This window comes from Mesoflavibacter profundi, assembly GCF_014764305.1.
In the GTDB taxonomy this organism is placed as follows: domain Bacteria; phylum Bacteroidota; class Bacteroidia; order Flavobacteriales; family Flavobacteriaceae; genus Mesoflavibacter; species Mesoflavibacter profundi.
Window position 1 is genome coordinate 1,188,133 of sequence record NZ_CP061703.1, and the last position, 23,314, is coordinate 1,211,446.

The 23,314-nt window shown below is 29.7% G+C and carries 23 protein-coding genes; 1 reads left to right on the forward strand and 22 read right to left on the reverse strand.

Annotated elements, in window-relative coordinates; translation table 11 throughout:
- Position 1 precedes the first annotated feature (1 nt).
- From IFB02_RS05485 to IFB02_RS05575, 19 genes are read right to left on the reverse strand one after another with little or no spacing between them, the layout of a single operon-like run.
- The gene (locus tag IFB02_RS05485) at positions 2-1,261 is read right to left on the reverse strand and encodes a lipopolysaccharide biosynthesis protein (RefSeq protein ID WP_106688057.1); all 1,260 of its coding nucleotides are present in this window, start codon (positions 1,259-1,261) and stop codon (positions 2-4) included.
- A complete protein-coding gene (locus IFB02_RS05490) occupies positions 1,254-2,663 on the reverse strand; it encodes an O-antigen polymerase (RefSeq protein ID WP_106688058.1) in 1,410 nt (469 codons plus the stop codon). Before IFB02_RS05490 ends, IFB02_RS05485 begins: the two co-directional genes overlap by 8 nt.
- Positions 2,653-3,798 carry an O-antigen ligase family protein gene (locus tag IFB02_RS05495; protein ID WP_146131252.1) on the reverse strand — a complete coding sequence of 382 codons (1,146 nt, stop codon included), beginning with the start codon at positions 3,796-3,798 and terminating at the stop codon, positions 2,653-2,655. The genes IFB02_RS05490 and IFB02_RS05495 overlap by 11 nt, the downstream gene beginning before the upstream one ends.
- Positions 3,799-3,853: 55 nt before the next feature.
- On the reverse strand, positions 3,854-4,384 hold the full coding sequence (locus IFB02_RS05500; protein ID WP_106688060.1) for a hypothetical protein: 531 nt from the start codon (positions 4,382-4,384) through the stop codon (positions 3,854-3,856).
- A 10-nt stretch (positions 4,385-4,394) separates the two neighbouring features.
- A complete protein-coding gene (gene cysN, locus IFB02_RS05505; RefSeq protein WP_106688061.1) occupies positions 4,395-5,648 on the reverse strand; it encodes a sulfate adenylyltransferase subunit CysN in 1,254 nt (417 codons plus the stop codon).
- A gap of 25 nt (positions 5,649-5,673) precedes the next feature.
- A complete protein-coding gene (gene cysD / locus IFB02_RS05510) occupies positions 5,674-6,579 on the reverse strand; it encodes a sulfate adenylyltransferase subunit CysD (RefSeq protein WP_106688062.1) in 906 nt (301 codons plus the stop codon).
- Positions 6,572-7,174, reverse strand: coding sequence for an adenylyl-sulfate kinase (gene cysC, locus IFB02_RS05515; RefSeq protein WP_223878886.1), 603 nt, complete (start codon positions 7,172-7,174; stop codon positions 6,572-6,574). Before cysC ends, cysD begins: the two co-directional genes overlap by 8 nt.
- Positions 7,175-7,181: 7 nt before the next feature.
- Positions 7,182-7,607 carry a DUF2061 domain-containing protein gene (locus IFB02_RS05520; protein ID WP_106688063.1) on the reverse strand — a complete coding sequence of 142 codons (426 nt, stop codon included), beginning with the start codon at positions 7,605-7,607 and terminating at the stop codon, positions 7,182-7,184.
- Positions 7,608-8,417, reverse strand: a complete 810-nt coding sequence (cysQ, locus tag IFB02_RS05525) for a 3'(2'),5'-bisphosphate nucleotidase CysQ (RefSeq protein ID WP_106688064.1) — start codon at positions 8,415-8,417, stop codon at positions 7,608-7,610.
- Complete coding sequence (locus IFB02_RS05530; protein WP_191073108.1) at positions 8,404-9,417, reverse strand: SDR family oxidoreductase; 1,014 nt, start codon at positions 9,415-9,417, stop codon at positions 8,404-8,406. The genes cysQ and IFB02_RS05530 overlap by 14 nt, the downstream gene beginning before the upstream one ends.
- 1 nt (position 9,418) lies before the next feature.
- Positions 9,419-10,687 carry a nucleotide sugar dehydrogenase gene (locus IFB02_RS05535; RefSeq protein WP_106688066.1) on the reverse strand — a complete coding sequence of 423 codons (1,269 nt, stop codon included), beginning with the start codon at positions 10,685-10,687 and terminating at the stop codon, positions 9,419-9,421.
- Positions 10,688-10,689: 2 nt separating this feature from the next.
- Positions 10,690-11,559 (reverse strand): dTDP-4-dehydrorhamnose reductase, encoded by an 870-nt coding sequence (gene rfbD, locus IFB02_RS05540; protein ID WP_106688067.1) that lies wholly within the window; start codon positions 11,557-11,559, stop codon positions 10,690-10,692.
- Complete coding sequence (gene rfbC, locus IFB02_RS05545) at positions 11,556-12,101, reverse strand: dTDP-4-dehydrorhamnose 3,5-epimerase (protein ID WP_106688068.1); 546 nt, start codon at positions 12,099-12,101, stop codon at positions 11,556-11,558. Before rfbC ends, rfbD begins: the two co-directional genes overlap by 4 nt.
- The gene (gene rfbA / locus IFB02_RS05550) at positions 12,101-12,967 is read right to left on the reverse strand and encodes a glucose-1-phosphate thymidylyltransferase RfbA (protein ID WP_106688069.1); all 867 of its coding nucleotides are present in this window, start codon (positions 12,965-12,967) and stop codon (positions 12,101-12,103) included. Before rfbA ends, rfbC begins: the two co-directional genes overlap by 1 nt.
- A complete protein-coding gene (gene rfbB / locus IFB02_RS05555) occupies positions 12,967-13,983 on the reverse strand; it encodes a dTDP-glucose 4,6-dehydratase (RefSeq protein ID WP_106688070.1) in 1,017 nt (338 codons plus the stop codon). The genes rfbA and rfbB overlap by 1 nt, the downstream gene beginning before the upstream one ends.
- Positions 13,973-15,031, reverse strand: coding sequence for a hypothetical protein (locus IFB02_RS05560; protein WP_106688071.1), 1,059 nt, complete (start codon positions 15,029-15,031; stop codon positions 13,973-13,975). The genes rfbB and IFB02_RS05560 overlap by 11 nt, the downstream gene beginning before the upstream one ends.
- Before the next feature lie 9 nt (positions 15,032-15,040).
- Positions 15,041-16,729, reverse strand: coding sequence for a DUF6909 family protein (locus IFB02_RS05565; protein WP_106688072.1), 1,689 nt, complete (start codon positions 16,727-16,729; stop codon positions 15,041-15,043).
- Positions 16,730-16,756: 27 nt separating this feature from the next.
- On the reverse strand, positions 16,757-18,259 hold the full coding sequence (locus tag IFB02_RS05570; RefSeq protein ID WP_106688073.1) for a GH3 auxin-responsive promoter family protein: 1,503 nt from the start codon (positions 18,257-18,259) through the stop codon (positions 16,757-16,759).
- Complete coding sequence (locus IFB02_RS05575; RefSeq protein ID WP_106688074.1) at positions 18,259-19,128, reverse strand: M23 family metallopeptidase; 870 nt, start codon at positions 19,126-19,128, stop codon at positions 18,259-18,261. The genes IFB02_RS05570 and IFB02_RS05575 overlap by 1 nt, the downstream gene beginning before the upstream one ends.
- 119 nt (positions 19,129-19,247) lie before the next feature.
- On the opposite strand from IFB02_RS05575, the gene tatA reads away from it, so the two are divergent.
- Positions 19,248-19,427 (forward strand): twin-arginine translocase TatA/TatE family subunit, encoded by a 180-nt coding sequence (tatA, locus tag IFB02_RS05580; RefSeq protein WP_106688075.1) that lies wholly within the window; start codon positions 19,248-19,250, stop codon positions 19,425-19,427.
- A gap of 69 nt (positions 19,428-19,496) precedes the next feature.
- On the opposite strand, the gene IFB02_RS05585 is transcribed toward tatA, so the two are convergent.
- Genes IFB02_RS05585 through IFB02_RS05595 form a run of 3 tightly spaced genes read right to left on the reverse strand, consistent with a single transcriptional unit; the run spans position 19,497 to position 23,313 of the window.
- Positions 19,497-20,474 (reverse strand): DUF4837 family protein, encoded by a 978-nt coding sequence (locus tag IFB02_RS05585; RefSeq protein WP_106688076.1) that lies wholly within the window; start codon positions 20,472-20,474, stop codon positions 19,497-19,499.
- Positions 20,475-20,499: 25 nt separating this feature from the next.
- Positions 20,500-22,086, reverse strand: coding sequence for a lytic transglycosylase domain-containing protein (locus tag IFB02_RS05590; RefSeq protein WP_106688077.1), 1,587 nt, complete (start codon positions 22,084-22,086; stop codon positions 20,500-20,502).
- A gap of 39 nt (positions 22,087-22,125) precedes the next feature.
- Positions 22,126-23,313 carry a phosphoglycerate kinase gene (locus IFB02_RS05595; protein ID WP_191073109.1) on the reverse strand — a complete coding sequence of 396 codons (1,188 nt, stop codon included), beginning with the start codon at positions 23,311-23,313 and terminating at the stop codon, positions 22,126-22,128.
- Position 23,314: the final 1 nt, after the last annotated feature.

Here is a 23,314-nt window from a genome sequence, read left to right on the forward strand (position 1 = left end):
CTTAAAATGGGTTTATTTTTAATTTTTTTAATTGCACTTTTAATGCTAAACTATTTAGCAAAACTAAATATATAATTGTATTTACACCTACTACGGTAATAGAAAAATAGTTTGTAAAAATATATGTAGATATTGTTAGATATAGAGCTGTTATAAGGGTTATTTTATTAAAGTCTTTTTCATGACCGGTAGCTTGCAATACAATTCCTACTGGTCCAGCATAATTATTAACTAACTGAGCAAATATTAAACTTAAAAACAACCACCAGTAATTATGTAGTTCTGGTTTATAAAATTCAGCAAACAGGTAGAAAAATAAAATTAAACCTAAGAAAATAGCAGTACTTGAGATAAATAATACTTTTGTGTTTGTTTTAAGATACTTTGTAAGATCTGTAATTTGATTATTGTTATAATACTTTGCTGCTACTGTTAAAACTCTACCATTTGTAGCTATTAAGGGTAAGGTTACAACCAATGACATTTTTAATATTGTGTCATAAATTCCTAAAACTTCTGTAGTATATTGGGACTCTATAATCACATACATAATTGTAACTGAAAAAATATTTATAGAGTTTGTAAAAACAAAATGGATTGATTTTTTATATATAGTAATTATTGTTTTAAATGTTTGTATTAAAATATTTATTACTTCTTTTCTATTAATTGTCTTAAAAAATCTTTTTACAACATAAATACTTACTAGAAAAGAAAAAACAATATTAATACCTACAATTACAGTTAAAAAATCTAAGTTTTTATTCAAAAAGTTACAAATAAGAAGGGATAATAAAACTGTAACTTGAAACACTACAAACTCAAAAAAACCATAAATTACCATGTTATTTTGACCTCTAAAATAATGACCAATAAAACGCCAAAAAGCCAGAACTATAACACCGCCTAATAATACTGAGTTTAATTCTAGAAACTGATTAACCACTAAAAACCCAAAAGCAAATAGTACCGTATTAATAAAAAAGGCAACAAACAACTTAAAATCCTGATTGTTATCTAGAGTTAAATTTGAAGCAACTTGCTTAACAATTAAGTAATCTAATCCAAATACAACAAAAACTTTTATACCTCTAGATAGCGCAACAAATTTTGCAAACTCACCATTACCTTCAAAATAATAAACTTCAAGAATAAAAATTAAAACAACATAATTTAAGGCTATTCCTATAAGCTTTAATAAAAATAAGCTACCAGAGTTTTTTAAAGCAAAATTTAAAAGCTGTTTATAATTACTACTCATTTTTTAATTGATTATTACTATTATTATAAACTAGCTTTGTATTAAATTTAAATATGATTGAAATTATTATAAATACAATGACAAACTTGGAAAAAAACTGATTTATTTGTCTTGGAAAAAAGAAAAAAGACGCTAAGAAAAAAGAGAGAATCATAATTTGCTTATAGGAGTCTATTCTTTTTATTTTACTAAAATATAAGTCTATTTTATTTGACAAAAACCCAATAAATATAGAGATTAATATTACTCCTATTTTCCCAAAATCTGAATATAATTCCGCTAAGTAACTACCAGGAGCACTAAATTTATCGCTAAATCCTTTTTGACCGCCTAAATACTCTCTGATAAACCAATAAGAAAATTGTGGTGGTTTATCATTCCATATTTTCCTTGGTACCCAAAAAAAGATTACTGCTAAGGAAGATTTTCCGTATCGATAACTATTTTCTTCTCTGTCGTAATAATCTACAACATAACTCATGTATTTTACTGTCTTATCTGTACTTAATTGACTAGTGTCTCTAATATATCTCTCTATCTTGTTACCTGTAATATAATTTAATAAACCATGTCTTCTAATATCAACTATTTTATTAGATATAAAGTAACCACTAATGATTAAAATAAAATAGACTATTTTAAATTTAAACTTAGTTTTATTTATTAATGCATAGGTACCTGCCAGACCTAAGAACGAAAATAAAATATGGTGTCTTGTACCAATGATTATGTACATTATCCAAATTATCGAAGAAGGAATTATGGCAAAAATAAAAGATAGAAATGGACTAAATTTTTTATTGAAAGCTATAAAAAATAAAGAAGGTAAAATATATCCTGAAAAACCAGAAATGTAATAAATAAAACTATTAATTAAAGATCTATTAGCGCCTTCTAAGCCACCAAATTCTTTCTCTTTAATTAAATCAAATCGACTATACAGAAGAGAATTAATAGTGTTAGGAAACTCAGAATATAAGAAAAACAAGTATAATACTATTACAATTATTAATGTAATAGGTTTTAAATAGTCTTTTATATCTATAATTACTTTTTCTTTTACATAATTTAAAGATGATTTTTTTTCAAAAAACCTATAAGTACAGATTATTATAAATTGACTTATTAAAAAGATTAAAGCTGTTTTATTATAATTATAAGTGCCTGTATCTTCAATTATAACATCCTTAGAAATAATACCGTCTAAACAAATTATAATTATAAATCCAATATTCCAGAATGTATAAGTAGATATAAAATGATCTTTTTTTATTTGGTCTATTATTTCTAAAACAGAAATTAAAATAATACCATGATAAAACGTACCAAATATTAGGTTACTTATTATGCAAAATAATAAGTAAAAAACAATTTTAACAGATAGTGTAACATTAATTTTCATAAGTTATTCTAGAAATAAATATTCCATAAAAGAAACAAAAAAAAGACAATCCTGCATAAGTAGTAAAAGCGCTTTCTGTTGTATATAACAGTAGTGTTATAATACTAAAAGTTATTGCAATCTTATGATTCGTATTATTTTTACTAACTAAAGCATAAATTGAAATTAAAAAAATAATAAACCCTATAATACCAATTTCTATAATAAATTGTAACATCATGTTATGGGCATCAATTTTTTTTAGTTGAGAAATATATCCAAAATCTCCTGTTAATGGATAATTAGATTCTAAAGACCTTTGTCCTTTTTTAACACCTATCCCCAATAGATAATCTGTAGAAACAGTTTTAAAGGCATTTGGCCAAATTATTAATCTATTGTCTAATTGTTCTAACTTTTTAGAAATTAAATTATTGTTTGATAAGCTACTAACTAATACAGGAATACTTATAAAACACAATATTGTTCCAATTAAAATTGTTTTTTCAAAATTCTTTAAAAAAATAATTAAGAAGATAATTATTAATGTAATAAAACCTATGACACTAAATATTTGTAAAACACCTAAAGTAAAAAGTACTACAAACAATTTATAATATTTAAAATATTGTTTATAATAAAACACTACATAAATAGCAAAACAAAAGTAAATAGACATAAATGTAGCATTCATGCTTTTAATAAAGTTATTTGCTAAAAAATGATTTTTTAGAAGTATAGAAACATTATCAAACTCTTGATTTAGTTCATTAGTAATAAAGGGATTAAAAGAAAATGGAGCAAAGTGTATTGAGTTATAAAAAGCTATTAAATTGTAGATAATAAAAGTTGTAAGGCAACCATAAACAAAAACTTTTAATACTTTAATAAACGTGTCATAATCTAGCTTATAAACAGAAAAAATTATAGGTATTGCAATTAAACTTGCTTTTTGCTCAAACATTACCATACCAAACTGATAACTATCCTTAAAGTATGCTATTGCATATAAAAAATATAACGCTATAAATGGTATAAATTTTTTAAAATTATTAAAACTAAAGCTTTTTATATTAATCAAAGATAAGGCAACCAAAAGTATAAGATTTATTGTTGACCATTTTTGATTTAATGATAATAAAAAAGCAAAACTCAATAACAAAAAATTTTTGTTATTGAGTTCTTTAAATAGTGTTTTTAATTTTAAAATATTATTCAAAATTAAATAGTCTTTTTATAAAGCCTTGTCTTAATGTTAAAATAGGAATATGTTTATTATCTATTTTGGTTGTAGTAAGTGTTTTAGTTTCTTTATTAAAAGATACAAACTTATTCATTGCAAAATATTTATCTAACTCTTCTCCTTTAATTATAACCTGTCTTTTATCAAATTTTAATGCTATTTGATCTACTATTAAATTTTTAGGTACTTTACCTAACTTTAATTGTACTAAAGTCACAATATAGTCATCAAACATTTGATAACTATACTCTTGCATAGGATTTTGAGAGCTTATTTTATCTGTAATTACATATTCTCCTTCTCTGTTATTTTTTAGTTCTATTCTATTAAAAATAACTTCTATTTTATCTGTCTTATCTGTTTTACAAGTTATAAATAGTTCTAATTGTTTTGGAGCTTCTTCAACAACTATTGGTTGCTCGTTTTGAATTGGTTTCTCTTCATTTTTACAACTAAAAACTAGTGTAATTACAGTAATTAACAATAATATTTTTTTCATCTTAAATGTTTTAAACAATCATTCCTGCAGCAACAGTCTCATTTGTAGCATCATCAACTAAGATTATGCTTCCTGTAGTTCTGTTTTCTCTATAAGAATCGATCATTAATGGTTTTGTTGTTCTAATTTTTACTTTAGAGATGTCATTCATTTTTAATTCTACATCATCATTTATTCTTTCTAAAGTATTTATATCTATTTTGTAAACAACTTCTTTTATCATCGCTTTTTGATCATTAGAAGTGTGTTTAATGGTGTATTTAGCTCTTGGTTTGGCCGGACTATTGTTTAACCAACATAACATCACTTCAATATCTTGTGAAGGTTCTGGTTTGTTGTTTGATCTTACAATCATATCTCCGCGACTAATATCTATATCGTCTTCTAATGTCATAGATACAGACATAGGTGCAAAAGCTTCTTTTAACTCTCCATCTAATGTGTCTATAGTTTTAATCTTAGAGGTGAAACCAGATGGCATTACTGTAACCTCATCACCTGGTCTAAAAATACCACTTGCTACTCGACCAGCATAACCACGATAGTCTATAAACTCATCTCTTTGTGGTCTTAAAACGGTTTGTACAGGAAAACGTGCATCTACTTTATTTATGTCGCTACTAATGTGCATAGTCTCTAAAGTATGAAGCATTGGTGCTCCTTGATACCATTTCATGTTTTCAGATTTATTAACTACGTTATCTCCTAATAGAGCACTCATAGGGATAAATCTAACGTCTTTCACTAGCATTTTTGAAGATATTTCTTCAAATTGAGATACTATGTTGTTATAAACATCTTCTGAAAAGTCTACCAAATCCATCTTATTAATACACACAATAATGTGAGGAATCTGTAATAAAGATGCTATAAAGGCGTGTCTTTTTGTTTGTTCTATTACACCATGTCTTGCATCTACTAATATTGTTGCAACGTTAGCTGTTGAAGCTCCTGTTACCATATTACGTGTATACTGTATGTGTCCTGGTGTATCTGCTATGATGAATTTACGTTTAGGTGTTGTAAAATATCTGTAAGCTACATCTATGGTAATTCCTTGTTCTCTTTCGTCTCTTAAACCATCTGTAAACAAGGCTAAATCTACGCCATCATGACCTTTTTTCTTACTTGTATTTTCTATCGCTTCTAATTGGTCTTCAAAAATTGATTTAGAATCGTATAATAAACGACCAATTAAAGTACTTTTTCCATCGTCTACACTTCCTGCTGTTGTAAATCTTAATAGTTGATTGTTATCTAACATTTTATAAGTCTTATTTGGTGTTTAATTAAAAATATCCTTGTCTTTTACGATCTTCCATTGCAGATTCTGATCTTTTATCATCACTACGGTTACCTCTTTCGGTTTGACGCATTGCTGAAACTTCTTGAGCTATTTTTTCTACTGTATCTGCATCAGATTCTATTCCTCCTGTAATGGTAATATCTCCTAAGGTTCTAAATCTAATCTTTTTGGTTTCTATAGTTTCGTTTTCGTCTAGAATTAAAAATTCTGAATTTGGTATCCATGATCCATTACGCCATACTACTTCTCTCTCGTGTGCAAAATATAAAGATGGTATCGCAATGTTTTCTCTTTTTATGTAATTCCACACATCCATTTCTGTCCAGTTACTTATTGGGAATGCTCTAAAATGCTCTCCTTCAAAATGCTTACCATTAAAGATATTCCATAGTTCTGGTCTTTGATTTTTTGGATCCCATTGTCCAAAATCGTCTCTATGAGAGAAAAAGCGCTCTTTTGCTCTTGCTTTTTCTTCGTCACGTCTTCCTCCACCAATTGCACAGTCTATTTTATTTGCTTCTATTGCATCTAAAAGTGTTGTGATTTGTAATGCATTTCGTGTTGCATTTTTTCCTTTTTCTTCAGCAACTCTTCCTTCATCTATAGATTCTTGTACAGATCCAACAATTAAGTTAGCGCCTAATTCTTTTATTAAATCATCTCTAAATTGAATGGTTTCTGGAAAGTTATGTCCTGTATCAACATGCATTAAAGAGAAAGGGATTTTACTTGGGTAAAATGCTTTTCTTGCCAAATGTGTTACAACTATCGAGTCTTTTCCTCCAGAAAATAATATTACTGGATTTTGAAATTGTGCCCATACTTCTCGCAATACAAAGATTGCTTCACTTTCTAATTCGTCTAAATAATTTAAATAATATTTACTCATCTTTGAGTTGTAATTTTGGTTGAATATATTTTAATACTTCGTTTACAGATTGCTCTATTGTTAAGTTTTCTGTTATAATTTCTAAATCGGGATTTTCTGGCGCTTCGTATGGCGCAGAAATACCTGTCATGTTTTTTATTTCTCCTGCTCTTGCTTTTTTGTACAAGCCTTTTACGTCTCTTTTTTCACATTCTTCAACACTAGTATTGACGTAAATCTCGACAAAATTACTGTTTTTGAGGATATTCTTTACATTTTCTCGGTCTTTTTTATAAGGAGACACAAATGCTGCTAATACCACATTGCCTGCTTCTACCATTAGATTTGCTATTTCGGCAATTCTTCTAATGTTTTCTGTTCTATCTTCTGGTGCAAAGGTTAAATCCTTATTTATTCCTTTTCTAATATTATCACCATCAAGAACATAGGTTTTTATTCCTTTTTTATGTAATTCTAGTTCTACTAGATTGGCTATTGTTGATTTTCCTGAGCCAGATAATCCAGTAAACCACATTAAAAAGGAATTATGATTATTTAGCTTATTTCTATCTGATTTAGTAACTTGATAATTATGTTTAATTATGTGGTTACTAATGTCTATGTTATTTTCTTCTTTCATTTAATCCATAATTTATCTTATACCATGTACGCTCATGCAGGTAATATAATATCATTTTTGTTATGACTTCTGCAAATCCAATTTTTAGTCCTGTTAATGGATCACCAGATATAATCCAAGCTAAAATCATTGTATCTAATGTTCCTATAAATCGCCATGTAATTGTCTTTGCAATATGTCTTTTGCGGCTTTCTAATATTCTACCATCTTTAGACAGGTTTATTTTAAACCATGCTCTTTCATGTAGATAATATAATAGCATTTTTGTTATGACTTCTGCAAACCCAATTTTTAGTCCTGTAAAAGGATTACCTGATATAATCCAAGACAGAATAATAGTATCTATAGTTCCTACTATTCGCCAAGTTATTGTTTTAGCAATATGCCTTTTATGTGATACGTCTTTCATCTATTTAGACACTAAAAACCAAGGATTTAATAAATTTTTCTTGTTATATAATAATGCTTCATTTGTTGCTTTAGATATTACTTCTATTCCAACTGCATTACATATGGCTTGCCCTGCTGCAGTATCCCATTCCATAGTTGGAGCAAAACGCGGATAAACATCTGCTTTTCCTTCTGCAACTAAACAAAATTTTAAAGAACTGCCTTTAGATACTATTTCTACATTTTTTCCTTGTTGTTTTAATTGTTCTACGTAATCAAGTGTTTCTTGACTCATGTGAGAACGACTTCCAACAACTTCTACTAATGTTGATTCTTCTTGTTTTGGTGTTAGTTTAACTGCTAAACTTAAAACTTCATCTATTGAAACATCATGAGCATTTAATTCTGCTTTAAAAGCTTGTTTGTTTTCTACATCTGCAAAATAGATAGTTTTAATTGCTGGGACATAAATTACGCCTAATTTTGGAATTCCTTTTTGTGCCAATGCAATGTTTACTGTAAACTCTCCATTACGTTTTATAAACTCTTTTGTACCATCTACTGGATCTACAATCCAACACATATCCCACAGCTTTCTAACTTCGTACTCTGTTTGCTTGTTTTCTTCTGAAATAACAGGAATTTTAGTTGGTACTAAAAAGGTGTTTATAATGTCATTAGCTCTTTTATCTGCTTCAGTTAAAGGTGATTTATCGTCTTTTACTTCTACAGCAAAGTCTGAATCATAAACATCCATAATTGCTTTTCCTGCATTTAAAGAGGCTTGTATTGCTGTTTTTAAGTTATCTGAAATGCTATTTTTGCTCATTGTTTTTGATATAATATTTTATTGTGTGTTCTATTCCTTTTAAAAAGGAGAACTCAGGGTTGTATTCAAAATTTGTTTTGGCTTTAGATATGTCTGCTAAAGAGTGCTTTACATCACCTTGTCTTTCTGGTCCATTCGTTATTTTGGAAGACGTTGAAATGTTTAAAGCTGAAAGTCCGTTTATAATGGCTTCAACTAATTCATTTAAATTAGTATTATCACCAAAAGCAACATTATATACTTGATTAACTGCGTTTGGGTTATCTGTTAAAGCCGCTTTTATATTGGCTTGTACTACATTTTCAATGTATGTAAAATCTCTAGAATGCTTTCCATCACCATTGATAATAACCTCTTCATTATTTAAAAAACGTCCTATAAATTTTGGGATTACTGCAGCGTAAGCTCCGTTAGGATCTTGTCTTTGTCCAAACACATTAAAATACCTTAAACCAATAGTTTCTAAACCATAGGTTTTATAGAATACATCTGCATAAAGCTCGTTTACAAATTTGGTAACTGCGTATGGTGATAATGGCTTACCTATGTTGTCTTCTACTTTTGGTAGTTGCTTACTATCGCCATATGTACTTGACGATGCGGCATATACTATTCGTTTTACTGTTGAAGACTCTTTAGCAGCCACCAACATGTTTAAAAAACCAGAAATATTGACAGCGTTAGAGGTTATTGGATCGTTAATTGATCGTGGTACAGAACCTAAAGCTGCTTGATGTAAGACGTAATCTACATCTTGCATTGCTTGTTTACAAGTATCTAAATCTCTAATATCGCCTTCTATAAACTCGCAATTAGATTGTTTGATAAAATCGCTAATATTGGAAAGTTTTCCTGTTGAAAGATTATCTAAAACTATTACTTTTTTCGCCTGATATTTTAGTAAATATTCTACTAGATTTGAGCCAATAAATCCTGCGCCACCTGTTACTAAAAAGCACAGGTTTTTTATTTCTTTTTTATGGAATAAAGTTTTATACATTTTAAAGGCGTTTGTCTATTAAAGAAGTTTTTAATGTTCCTTTTACGTCGTACACAACAGAATTATCCTTTTTAAAATTTATAAAATCAAACCCATTAAATTCATTATGAGAAACAACGTGAATTATTCCGTCGTATTTATTTTTAATATCAGAAACTAAACTAATATTATATTCTTCTTCAACTTCTTTTATATCTGCCCAAGGATCATAAACATCTACATCAATATTATAAGATTTTAAACTTTTATATACGTCTATTGCTTTTGTGTTTCTTATATCAGGACAATTCTCTTTAAAAGTTATACCAAGCATTAAAATCTTAGCATTTTTTATTTCTATATCCTTGCTAAGCATAAGTTTTACAAAATCTGATGCTACAAATTCTCCCATAGAGTCGTTAAGTCGTCTTCCTGCTAAAATTATTTCTGGATGATAACCTACTTCTTGAGCTTTTTGCGCCAAATAATAAGGATCTACACCTATACAATGTCCACCAACTAAACCTGGTTTAAATGGAAGAAAATTCCACTTTGTAGAGGCTGCTTCTAGAACTGCTTGCGTATCTATTTCTAGTTTATTAAAAATTTTTGCTAGTTCGTTTACAAAAGCAATATTAATATCTCTTTGTGCATTTTCAATAACTTTTGCCGCTTCTGCAGTCTTTATAGAAGGTGCTAAATGTGTTCCTGCTGTAATAATAGAGGCGTATAAATTATCTACAATTTCTGCTGTTTTTGGCGTAGAGCCAGAAGTTACTTTTTTAATCTTGGTAATAGTATGTTTTTTATCGCCTGGATTTATTCTTTCTGGTGAATATCCACATGTAAAATCTTTATTAAAAGTAAGTCCGCTAACTTCTTCTAAAATTGGCGCACAAACTTCTTCGGTAACACCTGGATACACTGTAGACTCATAAATTACAATGTCTTCTTTTTTTAAATATTCTCCAATGGTTTGCGAAGACTTTATTAATGGTGTTAATAATGGTCTATTATTAACATCAACAGGTGTAGGTACTGTAACTATGTATATATTACAATTGGCTAAATCTTCTTTTTGATTTGTGATTTTTAAGCCCAGTTTACTAGTCTTTAAAACAGCTTTAAGATCTTTTTCTTGAACTTCTAATGTGCTGTCTACTCCTGTATTTAACTCAGATACTCTATTGGCATTTATATCAAATCCAATAACTTTATATTTCTTTGAAAACTCTACAGCTAGAGGTAATCCTACATACCCTAACCCTATTACAGCTATTTTAATATTCATAATCAGCTATTTTGGTCAAAAGTAATTGCTTTTAAACACTTATCTAAACTTTTCTGCCAATTTACAGGTTTAAAATTCAAAAGTGTATGTATTTTTTTAGTATTTAAAACACTGTATGCTGGCCTAGTAGCTAATGTTTTAAACGTTTTTGAGTCTGTTTTTTTTAGCGTAATACTTGATTTTGTTAGATTAAAAATTTCTTTTGCAAAATCATACCAAGTAATTTCTGCTTGATTAGAATAATGATAAATACCAAATTGTTGTGATTTACTATTTATAATTTTTAAAATAACAGCTGCTAGATCTTTTGCATACGTTGGACTTCCTGTTTGATCATCAACTACACTCAATTCTTCTCTTTCTTTTGATAACCTCAACATGGTTTTTACAAAATTACTTCCAAATTCTGAATATAACCATGATGTACGAATAATAAAATATTGCGATAAAGTAGAGGTTATTTGTAGTTCTCCGTCTCGTTTTGTTTTTCCGTATACTGATATTGGATTTGTCTTATCTTCTTCGGTATAAGGTGTTTTTACTTGTCCATCAAAAACAAAATCTGTTGAAATATGTATCAAAGTCACGTTATTTTTAAAACAAGCATGCGCTAAGTTTTTAGCTCCAATTTCATTGATCTGTTTAGCTTTTTCTGTCTCTTCTTCTGCTTTATCTACTGCTGTGTATGCTGCGCAATTAATACAATAGTCAAAAGTATTATTTTTAAAATAAGCTTCTACTTCTATGTTATTAGAAATATCTAAATCGTTGCTGCCTAAAAACACAAAATCTAACGTTTTAAAGTCGTTAGATATAGATTGCAAACATTGTCCTAATTGCCCTTTTCCTCCTGTTACTAATACTTTTGTCATGGTGAAAACTGCTTTAAGGTTGGTAGTTTTAAATCTTTATCTGAAATTAACAATTCACCTTCATTTAGCAACCAATCTATATTTAAATCGGAATCATTATACATAATTCCAATTTCTGCATCTTTGTTATACCAATTATCACATTTGTAATTAAATACTGCTGTTTGACTCAACACTACAAAACCGTGTAAAAATCCTCTTGGTATAAATAGTTGCTTTTTGTTTTTAGAAGATAGTTTTACTGAAAAATGTTGCAAGTATGTAGGTGAATCTTTTCTAAAATCTATAGCTACGTCTAGTACTTCGCCTTGTGTTACTCTTACTAATTTAGCTTGAGCAAACTCATCTTTTTGCCCGTGTAATCCTCTTAAAACTCCACGAGAAGAAAAAGACTCGTTGTCTTGTACAAAATTTATATTTTGGTTGATCAGTTTATCAAACGATTGTTTGTTGTAGCTTTCAAAAAAATAGCCTCTTGAATCACCAAAAACAGTTGGTTCTAGAATATAACAACCTTGTAGCTTAGTTTCTTTAGCAATCATTAGTCTTCTTTTACTAAGCTTAATAAATGTTTACCATAACCACTTTTTAAAAGTGGCGTAGCAAGGTCTATTAACTGTTGTTTAGTTATAAAACCACTTGTATATGCAGCTTCTTCTATCGCTCCTATTTTTAACCCTTGACGTTCTTCTATAACTTGAACAAATTGAGAGGCTTGCATTAAAGATTTAAATGTACCTGTATCTAACCAAGCCGTACCTTTATCTAAAATACTTACTTGTAGCTTACCTTGCTCTAAATAAGCTTTGTTTACATCGGTGATTTCTAATTCGCCTCTTTGACTTGGTTTAATATTTTTTGCAATTTTTACTACCTCATTATCATAAAAATATATTCCAGGAACTGCGTAATTGGATTTTGGATTTTCGGGCTTTTCTTCAATAGAAAGTGCTTTGCCTTCTTTATCAAAATTAACTACACCATAACGTTCTGGATCTGTAACGTGATAAGCATACACAATACCTCCATCAGGATTATTATTTGCTTTTAACAGGTCTGCAAGTCCAGTCCCATAAAAAATATTATCTCCTAAGATTAGTGCTACTTTGTCTTCTCCTATAAATTCTTCTCCTATAATAAATGCTTCTGCAAGACCGTTTGGTGCGTCTTGTACTGCATATTGAAAAGTACAGCCTAAGCTTGATCCATCTCCTAAAAGCTGTTTAAAAAAAGGAACGTGTTCTGGTGTAGAAATTATTAGAATTTCATTTATACCAGCTTGCATTAATGTAGAAAGCGGATAATATATCATTGGCTTATCATAAATAGGCATTAACTGCTTACTTAATACTTTTGTCAATGGGTGAAGTCTTGTTCCTGATCCGCCTGCTAAAATTATTCCTTTCATTAATCAGTATATTTTTTTAGGTACCAATCTATGGTTTTTTTTATGCCTGTTTCAAAGTTTTCGTCTGCTTTCCAACCTAATTCGTTTTCAACTTTAGAAGCATCTATTGCGTATCTAAAATCATGACCTGGTCTGTCTGTTACAAAAGTTATTTGATCTTTATATGATTTGTCTGCAGGCTTTATTTCATCTAAAATTGAACAGATAGTGTTTACAATGTACAGATTATTTCTTTCATTTCTACCTCCAATATTGTAAGTTTCTCCAGCTTTTCCTGTTTTAAAAACTAGGTCTATACCTTTACAGTGATCTAAGACATATAACCAATCTCTAACATTTGTTCCATCACCATAAATAGGAATATTTTCTCCTGAAATAGCTTTTCTGATGATTGTTGGTATTAGCTTCTCGTCATGCTGTTTTGGTCCATAATTGTTAGAACAATTTGTGGTAACGACATTCATCCCATAGGTGTGAAAATAGCTTCTAATGATAAAATCTGAAGATGCTTTAGATGCACTATACGGACTATTTGGTGCATAAGGCGTGTTTTCTGTAAACAATCCTGTTTCTCCTAAGGAACCATAAACCTCATCTGTAGATATATGATGAAACCTGTTGTTTTCGCAACCGTCTTTGTATTTAAATGGTGCTTCCATCCAATTGGATTTTGCTACATCTATCAAATTAAAGGTTCCTGAAATATTAGTATCTACAAATGCACTTGGGTTATTAATTGAATTATCAACATGAGACTCTGCAGCAAAATGTATAACGCCATCAAATTGATATTTATCAAATAATGATTGAACTAAACTTCTATCACAAATATCGCCTTTTACAAAGCTATAATTCGGGTTATTTTCTACTTCTTTTAAATTAGAAAGCTCTCCTGCATAGGTGAGCTTATCTAAATTTACAACTTTAGTTGTTGGATTATTTTCAAGAAAATATGGGATGAAATTAGATCCTATAAATCCTGCGCCTCCAGTTACAAGTACCGATCTATTCTTCATAGTTTAATGTAAATGTTACTATTTTTTTAGCTACAAAAAATAATACTAATAAAACAAATGCTATAAAAGGAAAAATTATAGAGTATTTTTCTAACCAACTTGAAGAAGCATTTCCAACTCTTTGAAAGCTAGATATAACTTCGTAGATAACATCTTGTTCTATTTTTTCTTCCTCAAGTTTTTTAATTTGATTTCTTAATTTCTGTTCTTCTTGAAGTAACTCAAATTCCTTGGTTGTTTGTTTATCTTTTGTTGAAATAGAAAGCTCTCCCAAAGTAACATTACTTTTCTTGTTATCGGATTCTTTCTCTAATACATTAATATATACTTTTTGTAATTCTTTAACTTGTTCAAGCTGTTCTTCTAAGTTTTTCTTCTCTATTTTAATTAATTCGTCTCTTCTTTTAATTTCTTTATTTGTATAATCGTTTGTAAAAGATGAAAGTATACCTTCTTCTAGATCTTTAAAGACATCAGACTTATATGCATTTGCTTTAATTAAAAAATATTTACCCGCATAAACACTTCTATTCTCCAAAAACTGCTCATAAGTATATTCTTGAGCTCTTACAGAATCTAATTGTCTAATAAACTCTTCATAATGTAATAATCTATCATTTTCTGACTCAGGACCAGGCTCTATCTGAAATCCAACTAATTCTTTGATGATATCTTCTTTAACATCAAATATAGATTTAAGAGTTTCTGTTTCTTGACTTGCTATAAGCGCATTAAAATAATTAATGTTAGTGACTAATTGATATTTTGAATTAAAATAAGGTTCAACCAACATTTCTGTACTATAAATAGTTGGTTTAGATCGCTCTAGAGCATAACCTGCTATTGCTGCAATAAATATTACACCTAAAATCACTTTCCATTTTTGTAGTAAGAATTTTAAAGAAAGTACTATAACAGAAAAAATAGACTTAAAGATTACTTTAATGAAGTTAAAAAACTTATTAAACGCTTTTCCTACCAGGTTTAATAACACTATTAAATCTACTTCTTCGTTTTGTTTTTGGTTGTTTGGTAATTCTTTACTCATAATTATTTATTAAGCGAATATTTGTTGTAATATCTTTCTTGTTATTAAATATGTTGGTTTAACTCCTGATGTTCCTAATCCTCCAGAAGCAAGTGTACTACCTGTTTCTAATGGGTTATCACTTGCATAATAGGCATATCTAACTTTTACATCTGGGTTTATACTTCTTCTTACTTTTGAAGCTGCTTGAATTGCTTTTTGATAATGCGCACCTTCCATTTCTAATCCAATAACATTCCAAGTTGAATTATAGAAAAACTTTAATATATCTTTATTTTGAAGTGATGTACCAAGAACTGTAATCATAGAGCCTTCATAAACATCTACGCCTTGTCCTTCTAAATCTGTTTTACTTAACTCGTTTGTAAATGGATAGTTATCTGCTGTACCTTCAAATATATGTGCAGATGGAATCATGATGTCTCCTTTACCACCTTCTAAAATTCCTGCTTTACCCATTATTGAAACAGACTCTATGTTTAGATGAATTTTACCTGTATCTGTATGGTAAGGTTTTAAAAATTCATCTATAGTCTCATAAGCTTGCTCTCCAAACGCGTAATCCATAACGAATAGAACAGGTGCTTCTGTATTTTTAGTTGGTTTTGGCAAGTTTAAATCTGTTTTTAATAAATCTATTTTTGATGTATCAAATATTTGAACATCTATATTGGTTCCAGATTCATCTTTAATATATATCATTCCTTGCTGTAACGCCTTTTGACTTACTTTATTGCGTAAGCTTGCATTTTGACTTTGACTTAAGCTTTCATAAACCTTAAAGATGTCTTTTTTACTTACTTCTGTCTTTAATGCTATAGGCGCAAATAACGTATTCATAACGCTATGTAAATTGGCACTAATTATGTGTATTGGTCTTTCTAAAAGTCCGTGTTTTTGTAAGGTGTCTTTAATTGTATTAGCCCAAATATCACCATGTAAATGATGTCCTAATCGTTCTCTTAAAACTGGACTAAAAGTCACAGTACGTTTATTGTTATTTACAACTTCTTCTATTGCTAATTTACCTAACCAATAAACTATGTGTAACAAACGTTCTGGTTTGTTTGGTAATGCAAAGGTGTTATAAACTGTAGTTAACTCTCTAAAAGTACGACCTAATATATTTGCAGTATGCGTTATTGCTATTTCGCGCTCTTTTTGAGTTAATTTTTTTGTTTGTAAAACAGCTTGTTCTAATTTTTGCCAATCTCTTGTTGTAGCTCCATTTTCATCTATAAGTACACGTTTACTTATTTTATGAGACTCTACAAACATGAAGGTTAAATGGGTTAAAATATCGTAAATCTCAGATCTTCCTCTGGTAATTTCAATATTCATTTGCTCATCGTCTATACGATAGCAGTTTCTTCTTCTTTTTGGTGGAATTATAGCTTCGAAATGAGAATCTTTATAACCTTCATCACTGGTTAAGTTAATAAACCTACATTCTTCTATACCATGTGGTAATCGATCTATAACGTAAAGTAATCCTTCTAATTCTGCTTTTTCTTCTGAGATTGAACCATAAATTTCTGGTCTTAATACCAATAATGCTTCTCTTAAGGTTTCTCCAGATACGCCCATTGGTTTATAAAACCCACGATTAAACAAGTGACGCATTGTAATATACATGCGTTCAATTGCGCTAGAACTTTCTTGAGCTCTAGTTCTTTCATGTGGTTTTCTTTTACTCATACATTAATTTTATGGGCAAATATAATATTATTTACCTAATAAAAAGGGATTTAAAGCGTCTGCTATTTTGCGATCATTGGACAATCTTGGTATTTTATTTTGACCGCCTAATTTGCCTATAGATTTCATATAATTTTGAAATCCGTTTTTTTCAATTTTAGTAATTTTTAAAGGCTGAAGCACTTTACCTTCAATTAAATCGAAGTAATAGCTATTTTGTTGTTGTAAAGAATTGTCTATTTTTTTTACAAAATCTGAAACATTTTCTGGCTCATTTTCAAATTCTATAAACCATTCATGATAGGGTAATCCTGAATCTGGATTTATTTGCGGAGCAACAGTAAATTCATTAATTCTAATTGATGTATCTGCTGTTGCATCTTTTATAGCTTGTTCTACTTCTTTACCAATAACATGCTCTCCAAATGCAGATATGAAATGTTTTATCCTACCGGAAACAATGACTCTGTATGGTTTTGTACTTGTAAATTGAATAGTATCGCCAATATTGTACGCCCAAAGTCCTGCTGTTGTCGATATAATCATAACGTAATTTACACCAACCTCAACATCTTTTAAAGTGATTCTTTTAGGGTTTTTATTGAAAAAATCGTCTGCTTTTACAAACTCATAAAACATGCCTGAATCTAATTGCAGTAGCATACCTTTTTCTTCTTGTTTATCTTGAAATGCAAAAAAACCTTCACTTGCAGGATACAACTCTATACTATCTACTTTTCTACCAATAAGGTTTTCAAATTTAGCACGATACGGCTCGTAATTTACACCACCAAAAATGAATAGATTGAAATTTTTAAATACATCTCCAACCTTTTTTCCTGTTTTTTGCTGCAGTTTTTCAAAATACATTTGTACCCATGATGGTATACCGGAAATAACAGTCATGTTTTCTAGCAAGGTTTCATCTACAATAGCATCTACTTTGGTTTCCCAATCTTCAATGCAATTGGTTTCCCATGATGGCATTCGGTTTTTTTGAAGATATTTTGGTACATAATGCGCTACAATACCCGATAATCTACCTAATTGTATTCCGTTTTTTTCTTTCAAAATTGGGCTACCTTGTAAAAAAATCATTTTACCATTTACAAAATCTGCATTACCTGTTTGATGTATGTATAATAAAATGGCATTTCTAGCTGCTTTTACATGTGTTGGCATACTTTCTTTAGTAAGCGGAATGTATTTTGCGCCAGATGTTGTTCCTGAAGTTTTTGCAAAGTATAATGGTTTGCCTTTCCATAGTATATTTTCTTCACCTGCAACTACTAAATCTACGTAAGGTTTAAGTTGTTCATAATCTCTTATTGGAACACGTTTTACAAAATCTTGATATGTATTTATACTTATAAAATCGTGGTCTTTACCAAATTTGGTACTTGTTGCTTCAGATATTAAATGTTTAAAAACTTTTTCTTGTGTTACAAGTGGATTATTAGCCCATTTTTGGACTTTACTATGTACACGTCTAGCAAATGCTTTTGCTAATATGGATTTTATAACAGACATTACTTAAAGTCTATAAAATTAGTTGGGTTTACTGGATAACCATCGCTCCAAAGCTCGAAATGTAAATGCGGTCCAGTAGTTAATTCTCCTGTATTACCAGCTGTTGCTATGACTTCTCCAGATTTTACTAAATCACCTTGTGTTTTGGTTAAAGATGCGTTGTGTTTATACACAGAAATTAACCCAAAGCTATGTTCTATTATGATGACATGACCTGTTTGAGCTGTCCACTCTGCAAATATCACTGTTCCATCTGCTGCTGCTTTTATTGGCGTATTTTCTTCTACTACAATATCTACAGCATAATGTTTTGTTTTTACATTATATGGTTCGCTAATTACACCGTTTACTGGTGGAAAAAACACAAAATTAGCTTTTGATGTTGCGGTTTCAAATAAGCTGTATTTGTCTTCTTTATCTACTTTATCTCTTAAAATTGAATCTTCTTTTATTGGTGATAAGTCTACTTCACTAGCTTCTTGTCTTACTGCTTCTATAATAGAATCTTTGTCAAAATCTGCTACACTTACCTCGCCTTGCAGTACTTGTTTAATGGATGCAAAATACTTTTCGTTAAAATCTATTACGCGTTGTAAAGAATCTGTTTTAAAACTTAGTGCTATTGCTTTTTTCTTTAAAGCTGTAGACGAATATCCCGGAATATATTCTTTTAAAGGTGTAAATGCTATTAATAGTGTTGTGAATGCTATTAAAAATATAGCAGAAAGTGTACCTAAAACAAAGACATTAAGTCTATTTAAATTTAATGATAATCGCTCTTCAAAAGTATCTTCGTTTAGGATTACTAATCTATACTTATGAAGTAGTTTCTTCTTAATTTTCTTAGATTTTTTTTCGCTTTTTGCCATAGTAAAAAACAAAAGTAATTAAAATATTATGTTAACCGCTTTTAGTAAATGCTAAAGTTAGCATATAAACGTTATTATTAAACTTTAATTATTAACTTTGTATTCTAAATTTTAAAGTCATGATAGCTAACAGTATATTTTTAGGTGTTCCAGGTGTACCACAAATTATATTAATTGTAGTAGTAATATTATTAATTTTTGGAGGTAAAAAAATACCAGAATTAATGCGTGGTTTAGGAAGCGGTATAAAAGAATTTAAAGACGCTAGCAAAGAAGATCCTAAAGAAGAAAATAAATAAAACTTTTGTTTTAAAAAGTAAAAAGCCCAATGATTAACATTGGGCTTTTTACTTATATACTATTTAGTATTATTTAAATTTTATAGAGTTTATAATTGCTTCTAACTCCATCACAAAATCACGCTTATTAACAGATGGTGCAAATGTAAATCCTTCGGCAACAACATATCTATTATTTGCCTTATCTTCAATCATATAATTAACAAATGGTCCTGCGTTAAAAGTACCTTCTATGTCCCAAGTACTTCTTACTTCAAAAGCTGGCTTATCATCTATTGTTGTTGTAAATAAAAACGGTGAATAGGCTTCTTCTGTTTTCATGTAAGTATTATCTAATGGACCAGGAATATATTTTTTACCTATACTATCCCTAAATTTTACAGCTTGCTCTATAATATCTGCATTGGTATCTATAGAGTCAAAAGGTAGTGTGTAGATCATAACATTATTGGTTCCTGTACTTAGATTTTTTCTTATCCAATAAAAGTTTTTCTCTTGTTTAGCCATTCTATAAATCGAAGGAAAGTTAATTGTTATGCCTAAGTTTTTTTCTAAATCTCCTGTGTTTAATACCGATTTACTTATTTGGCTTTGTCTCCAATTAATTTCCTGAGTTTTAAAAGCAGAAATTATTTTGTCTTTATTTGCATTTAAAATCTCTAAAATCTGGTTATTATTTTGTCCTGTAATGTAGACTACTTTTTGCGGTTTTGCATAAACGTTGTTAGCTATTTTTAATCCAGCATCTTTGCCTTTTGCTATTTTTAAAACTGTTCTATTTTTAGTTGCAAAATCTTTAAATACTTGTGGCGGTATTTGATTAATATCAAACATTGGTTCGTTTTGCGGTAAACCTGGAACATTTGCAGTTACAACGTCTCTAATAGCGTCACCAACTTTTCCTTTCCATAAATCACTATCTATAACTACAGAAAGATTGTTTAAATTTCCTGAAGAGTCTGGAATGTATCTTTGATTACCTTTTTCTTTGTTATTACAAGCAAATGCTACAAACACTAGTGCTGCAAGTAAAATTATTTTTTTCATCGTGTGAGTTGTTTTAAATTGAAATTTAGCTTTTAGACAATTTTAATGTCATTCCTGGTTTTAAATTAGTACCACTAATACCATTCCAATCTTTAATATTTTGAACAGAAATTCCTGAAAATTTTTGAGAGATACTCCATAAACTATCTCCTTTTTGCACAATATATGTTTTTCCTTTGTAAGAATTATTACCAGAGCTACTTGAAGATGAAGCATTTACCTTTTGGATAGATGCGCCATTACGCGGGTAAATCGTAAGTCTTTGTCCTATTTTTAAGTTATTACTTCTTAAACCATTCCATTGCTTAATCTGACTAACTCTTACTCCAAATTTTCTAGCTATTTTCCCTAAATAATCACCTTGCTTAACTCTATATCTAGTTTTTGTATCAGATTCGAAAAATTGAGGTAACGGTTTTTCGCGTTTATCAAATTCGGCTTTTGCATAAGCATACATTTGGTCTTCATTATTTACAAATGCACCTACAACATGTCTTGGTAAACGTAAGGTATAATTTTCATCTTTTATAAATGGAATTATATCTAACTTATAAGAGGGATTTAAAAACTGTAAGGTTTCTATTTTTACACCAGTAAACTCAGATACTTGGTCTAATGTAATCATTTGTTTTACATGTATTGTATCTGTATCTATGTAATTAAATTCTGGTCTATGTTGTACAAAACCATGTTCTTTTGCATATTCAAAAATATACATTGTCGCTAAAAATGCTGGCACATAACCTGCTGTTTCACGTGGAAGATGTGGACGAATATTCCAATAGTTTTGATATCCTCCAGAACGTCTTATAGCTTTGCTAACGTTACCTGGTCCAGAGTTATATGCTGCCAAAGCTAAATCCCAATCGCCAAATAACTCATATAATTTTGCTAAGTATTTTGCTGCTGCTTCAGTAGATTTTATAGGATCACTTCTTTCGTCTACATAACTACTTACATCCAAACCATATTGTTTACCTGTAGCAAACATAAATTGCCAAAGTCCTGTTGCTCCTACTCTAGATTTTGCTCTTGGTTTTAAGGCAGATTCTACAATTGCAAGGTATTTCATCTCTAACGGAATATCGTAATTGTCAAACTCGCGTTCAAACATTGGAAAATAATAATTGCTTAATCCCATTAACCGTTCAAAAGATTGATGTCTATTTTTTAAAAACGATTTAATTACATTTTCTAACGACGGATTGTATTCTACATTAAAAGGTGTTTTTGCATTAAGCCGTTTTAATCTTGCTTTTAAAGTATCTGTTGGCAATTCTGGATAATAAACAGCAGTGTATTTTAAATCTGTTACATCTCTATAAATCGTATCAAAAAGTGTGTTGCTATAAAGCTCTTCTAACCATTTTTTATCTATTTGCGCCGCATAATCGTTATCTAAAAGCTGTTCTGGAATAGTACCAGAAACAGCTTTTATTGTTTTTTTAAAATATGTTTGTCCATCTATAATTGTATCTATTTCATAGCTTTCTCCAGAGACTAATTGGTCTTGACGCAGTCTTATTGTCTCTTGTAACGTATCTTGAGCAAAGATATAACCACTAAAAAGTGAAAATAATAATACGATTATATTGGAATTGTTTTTTAACATAAAAAGATGTTTAAATACTTAACGTAAATTATGCTTAAATTATTCTAAAATTGCAGCAATACCTGGTAAAGTTTTTCCTTCTAGACTTTCTAGCATTGCGCCGCCACCAGTACTTACATAACTAACCTTGTCTTCAAAACCAAATTGCTTTACAGCAGCTACAGAGTCGCCGCCACCAACTAAAGAAAATGCTCCGTTTTTAGTAGCTTGTGCTATATAATTACCCAATTGGATTGTCCCGTTTGCAAAGTTTTCCATCTCAAAAACACCTAAAGGTCCATTCCATAAAATGGTCTTACTTTCTAAAACAACCGCTTTAAAGTTTTCTAAAGATTTTGGTCCTGCATCTAATCCTTGCCAACCATCTGGTATTGCATTAATATCACAGATTTGAGTGTTTGCATTGTTATCAAACTTATCTGCAGCAATTACATCTACAGGTAAATGTACTTGTACGTTTTTTTCTTTTGCTTGTTTTAATATCTCTAAAGCTAAAGGCATTTTATCGTCTTCACAAATAGAATCTCCTACTTTACCACCGTTGGCTTTTGCAAACGTAAAAGACATTCCGCCACCAATTATTAGGTGATCTACTTTATCTAAAATATTTTCTATTATCGTAATTTTTGAAGACACTTTTGCGCCGCCAAGTACTGCCAATACTGGTTTTTCTCCAGTTTTCATAACTTTATCAATACTTTTTATTTCTTGTTCTAAAAGGTATCCAAAGCATTTACTTTCTGGGAAAAATTGCGCTACAACTGTTGTAGATGCGTGTGCACGATGTGCTGTACCAAATGCATCATTTACATAAATATCTCCTAATTTTGATAATTGCTCTGCAAAATCTTTATCGCCTTTAGTTTCTTCTTCATGAAAACGTAAGTTCTCTAAAATTAAAATTTTACCTGGTTGAAGGTTAGATGCTGCTTGCTCTACAGTATCGCCAACACAATTGTCTATAAACTGTGTTTCTACACCAATAATATCTTCTACTTTACTTACAATATGTTTTAAAGAAAACTCGTCTTGAGCGCCTTTTGGTCTTCCTAAATGGGACATTAAAATACAGCTACCACCATCTTCTAAAATCTTAATTATTGTTGGTTTTGCTGCTTCTATTCTTGTAGCATCTGTTACATTAAAATTTGAATCTAAAGGCACATTAAAATCTACACGAATTAATGCTTTTTTGTTTTTGAAATTGAAATCGTTAAGCGTTTTCATT

What these genes read in the sequence shown, in the direction of transcription:
- IFB02_RS05485 (WP_106688057.1), bottom strand. Translation starts at nt 1,261, where the DNA reads ATGAGTAGTAATTATAAACAGCTTTTAAATTTTGCTTTAAAAAACTCT.
- IFB02_RS05490 (WP_106688058.1), bottom strand. Translation starts at nt 2,663, where the DNA reads ATGAAAATTAATGTTACACTATCTGTTAAAATTGTTTTTTACTTATTA.
- IFB02_RS05500 (WP_106688060.1), bottom strand. Translation starts at nt 4,384, where the DNA reads ATGAAAAAAATATTATTGTTAATTACTGTAATTACACTAGTTTTTAGT.
- cysN (WP_106688061.1), bottom strand. Translation starts at nt 5,648, where the DNA reads ATGTTAGATAACAATCAACTATTAAGATTTACAACAGCAGGAAGTGTA.
- cysD (WP_106688062.1), bottom strand. Translation starts at nt 6,579, where the DNA reads ATGAGTAAATATTATTTAAATTATTTAGACGAATTAGAAAGTGAAGCA.
- IFB02_RS05520 (WP_106688063.1), bottom strand. Translation starts at nt 7,607, where the DNA reads ATGAAAGACGTATCACATAAAAGGCATATTGCTAAAACAATAACTTGG.
- cysQ (WP_106688064.1), bottom strand. Translation starts at nt 8,417, where the DNA reads ATGAGCAAAAATAGCATTTCAGATAACTTAAAAACAGCAATACAAGCC.
- IFB02_RS05530 (WP_191073108.1), bottom strand. Translation starts at nt 9,417, where the DNA reads ATGTATAAAACTTTATTCCATAAAAAAGAAATAAAAAACCTGTGCTTT.
- IFB02_RS05535 (WP_106688066.1), bottom strand. Translation starts at nt 10,687, where the DNA reads ATGAATATTAAAATAGCTGTAATAGGGTTAGGGTATGTAGGATTACCT.
- rfbD (WP_106688067.1), bottom strand. Translation starts at nt 11,559, where the DNA reads ATGACAAAAGTATTAGTAACAGGAGGAAAAGGGCAATTAGGACAATGT.
- rfbC (WP_106688068.1), bottom strand. Translation starts at nt 12,101, where the DNA reads ATGATTGCTAAAGAAACTAAGCTACAAGGTTGTTATATTCTAGAACCA.
- rfbA (WP_106688069.1), bottom strand. Translation starts at nt 12,967, where the DNA reads ATGAAAGGAATAATTTTAGCAGGCGGATCAGGAACAAGACTTCACCCA.
- rfbB (WP_106688070.1), bottom strand. Translation starts at nt 13,983, where the DNA reads ATGAAGAATAGATCGGTACTTGTAACTGGAGGCGCAGGATTTATAGGA.
- IFB02_RS05560 (WP_106688071.1), bottom strand. Translation starts at nt 15,031, where the DNA reads ATGAGTAAAGAATTACCAAACAACCAAAAACAAAACGAAGAAGTAGAT.
- IFB02_RS05565 (WP_106688072.1), bottom strand. Translation starts at nt 16,729, where the DNA reads ATGAGTAAAAGAAAACCACATGAAAGAACTAGAGCTCAAGAAAGTTCT.
- IFB02_RS05570 (WP_106688073.1), bottom strand. Translation starts at nt 18,259, where the DNA reads ATGTCTGTTATAAAATCCATATTAGCAAAAGCATTTGCTAGACGTGTA.
- IFB02_RS05575 (WP_106688074.1), bottom strand. Translation starts at nt 19,128, where the DNA reads ATGGCAAAAAGCGAAAAAAAATCTAAGAAAATTAAGAAGAAACTACTT.
- tatA (WP_106688075.1), top strand. Translation starts at nt 19,248, where the DNA reads ATGATAGCTAACAGTATATTTTTAGGTGTTCCAGGTGTACCACAAATT.
- IFB02_RS05585 (WP_106688076.1), bottom strand. Translation starts at nt 20,474, where the DNA reads ATGAAAAAAATAATTTTACTTGCAGCACTAGTGTTTGTAGCATTTGCT.
- IFB02_RS05590 (WP_106688077.1), bottom strand. Translation starts at nt 22,086, where the DNA reads ATGTTAAAAAACAATTCCAATATAATCGTATTATTATTTTCACTTTTT.
- IFB02_RS05595 (WP_191073109.1), bottom strand. Translation starts at nt 23,313, where the DNA reads ATGAAAACGCTTAACGATTTCAATTTCAAAAACAAAAAAGCATTAATT.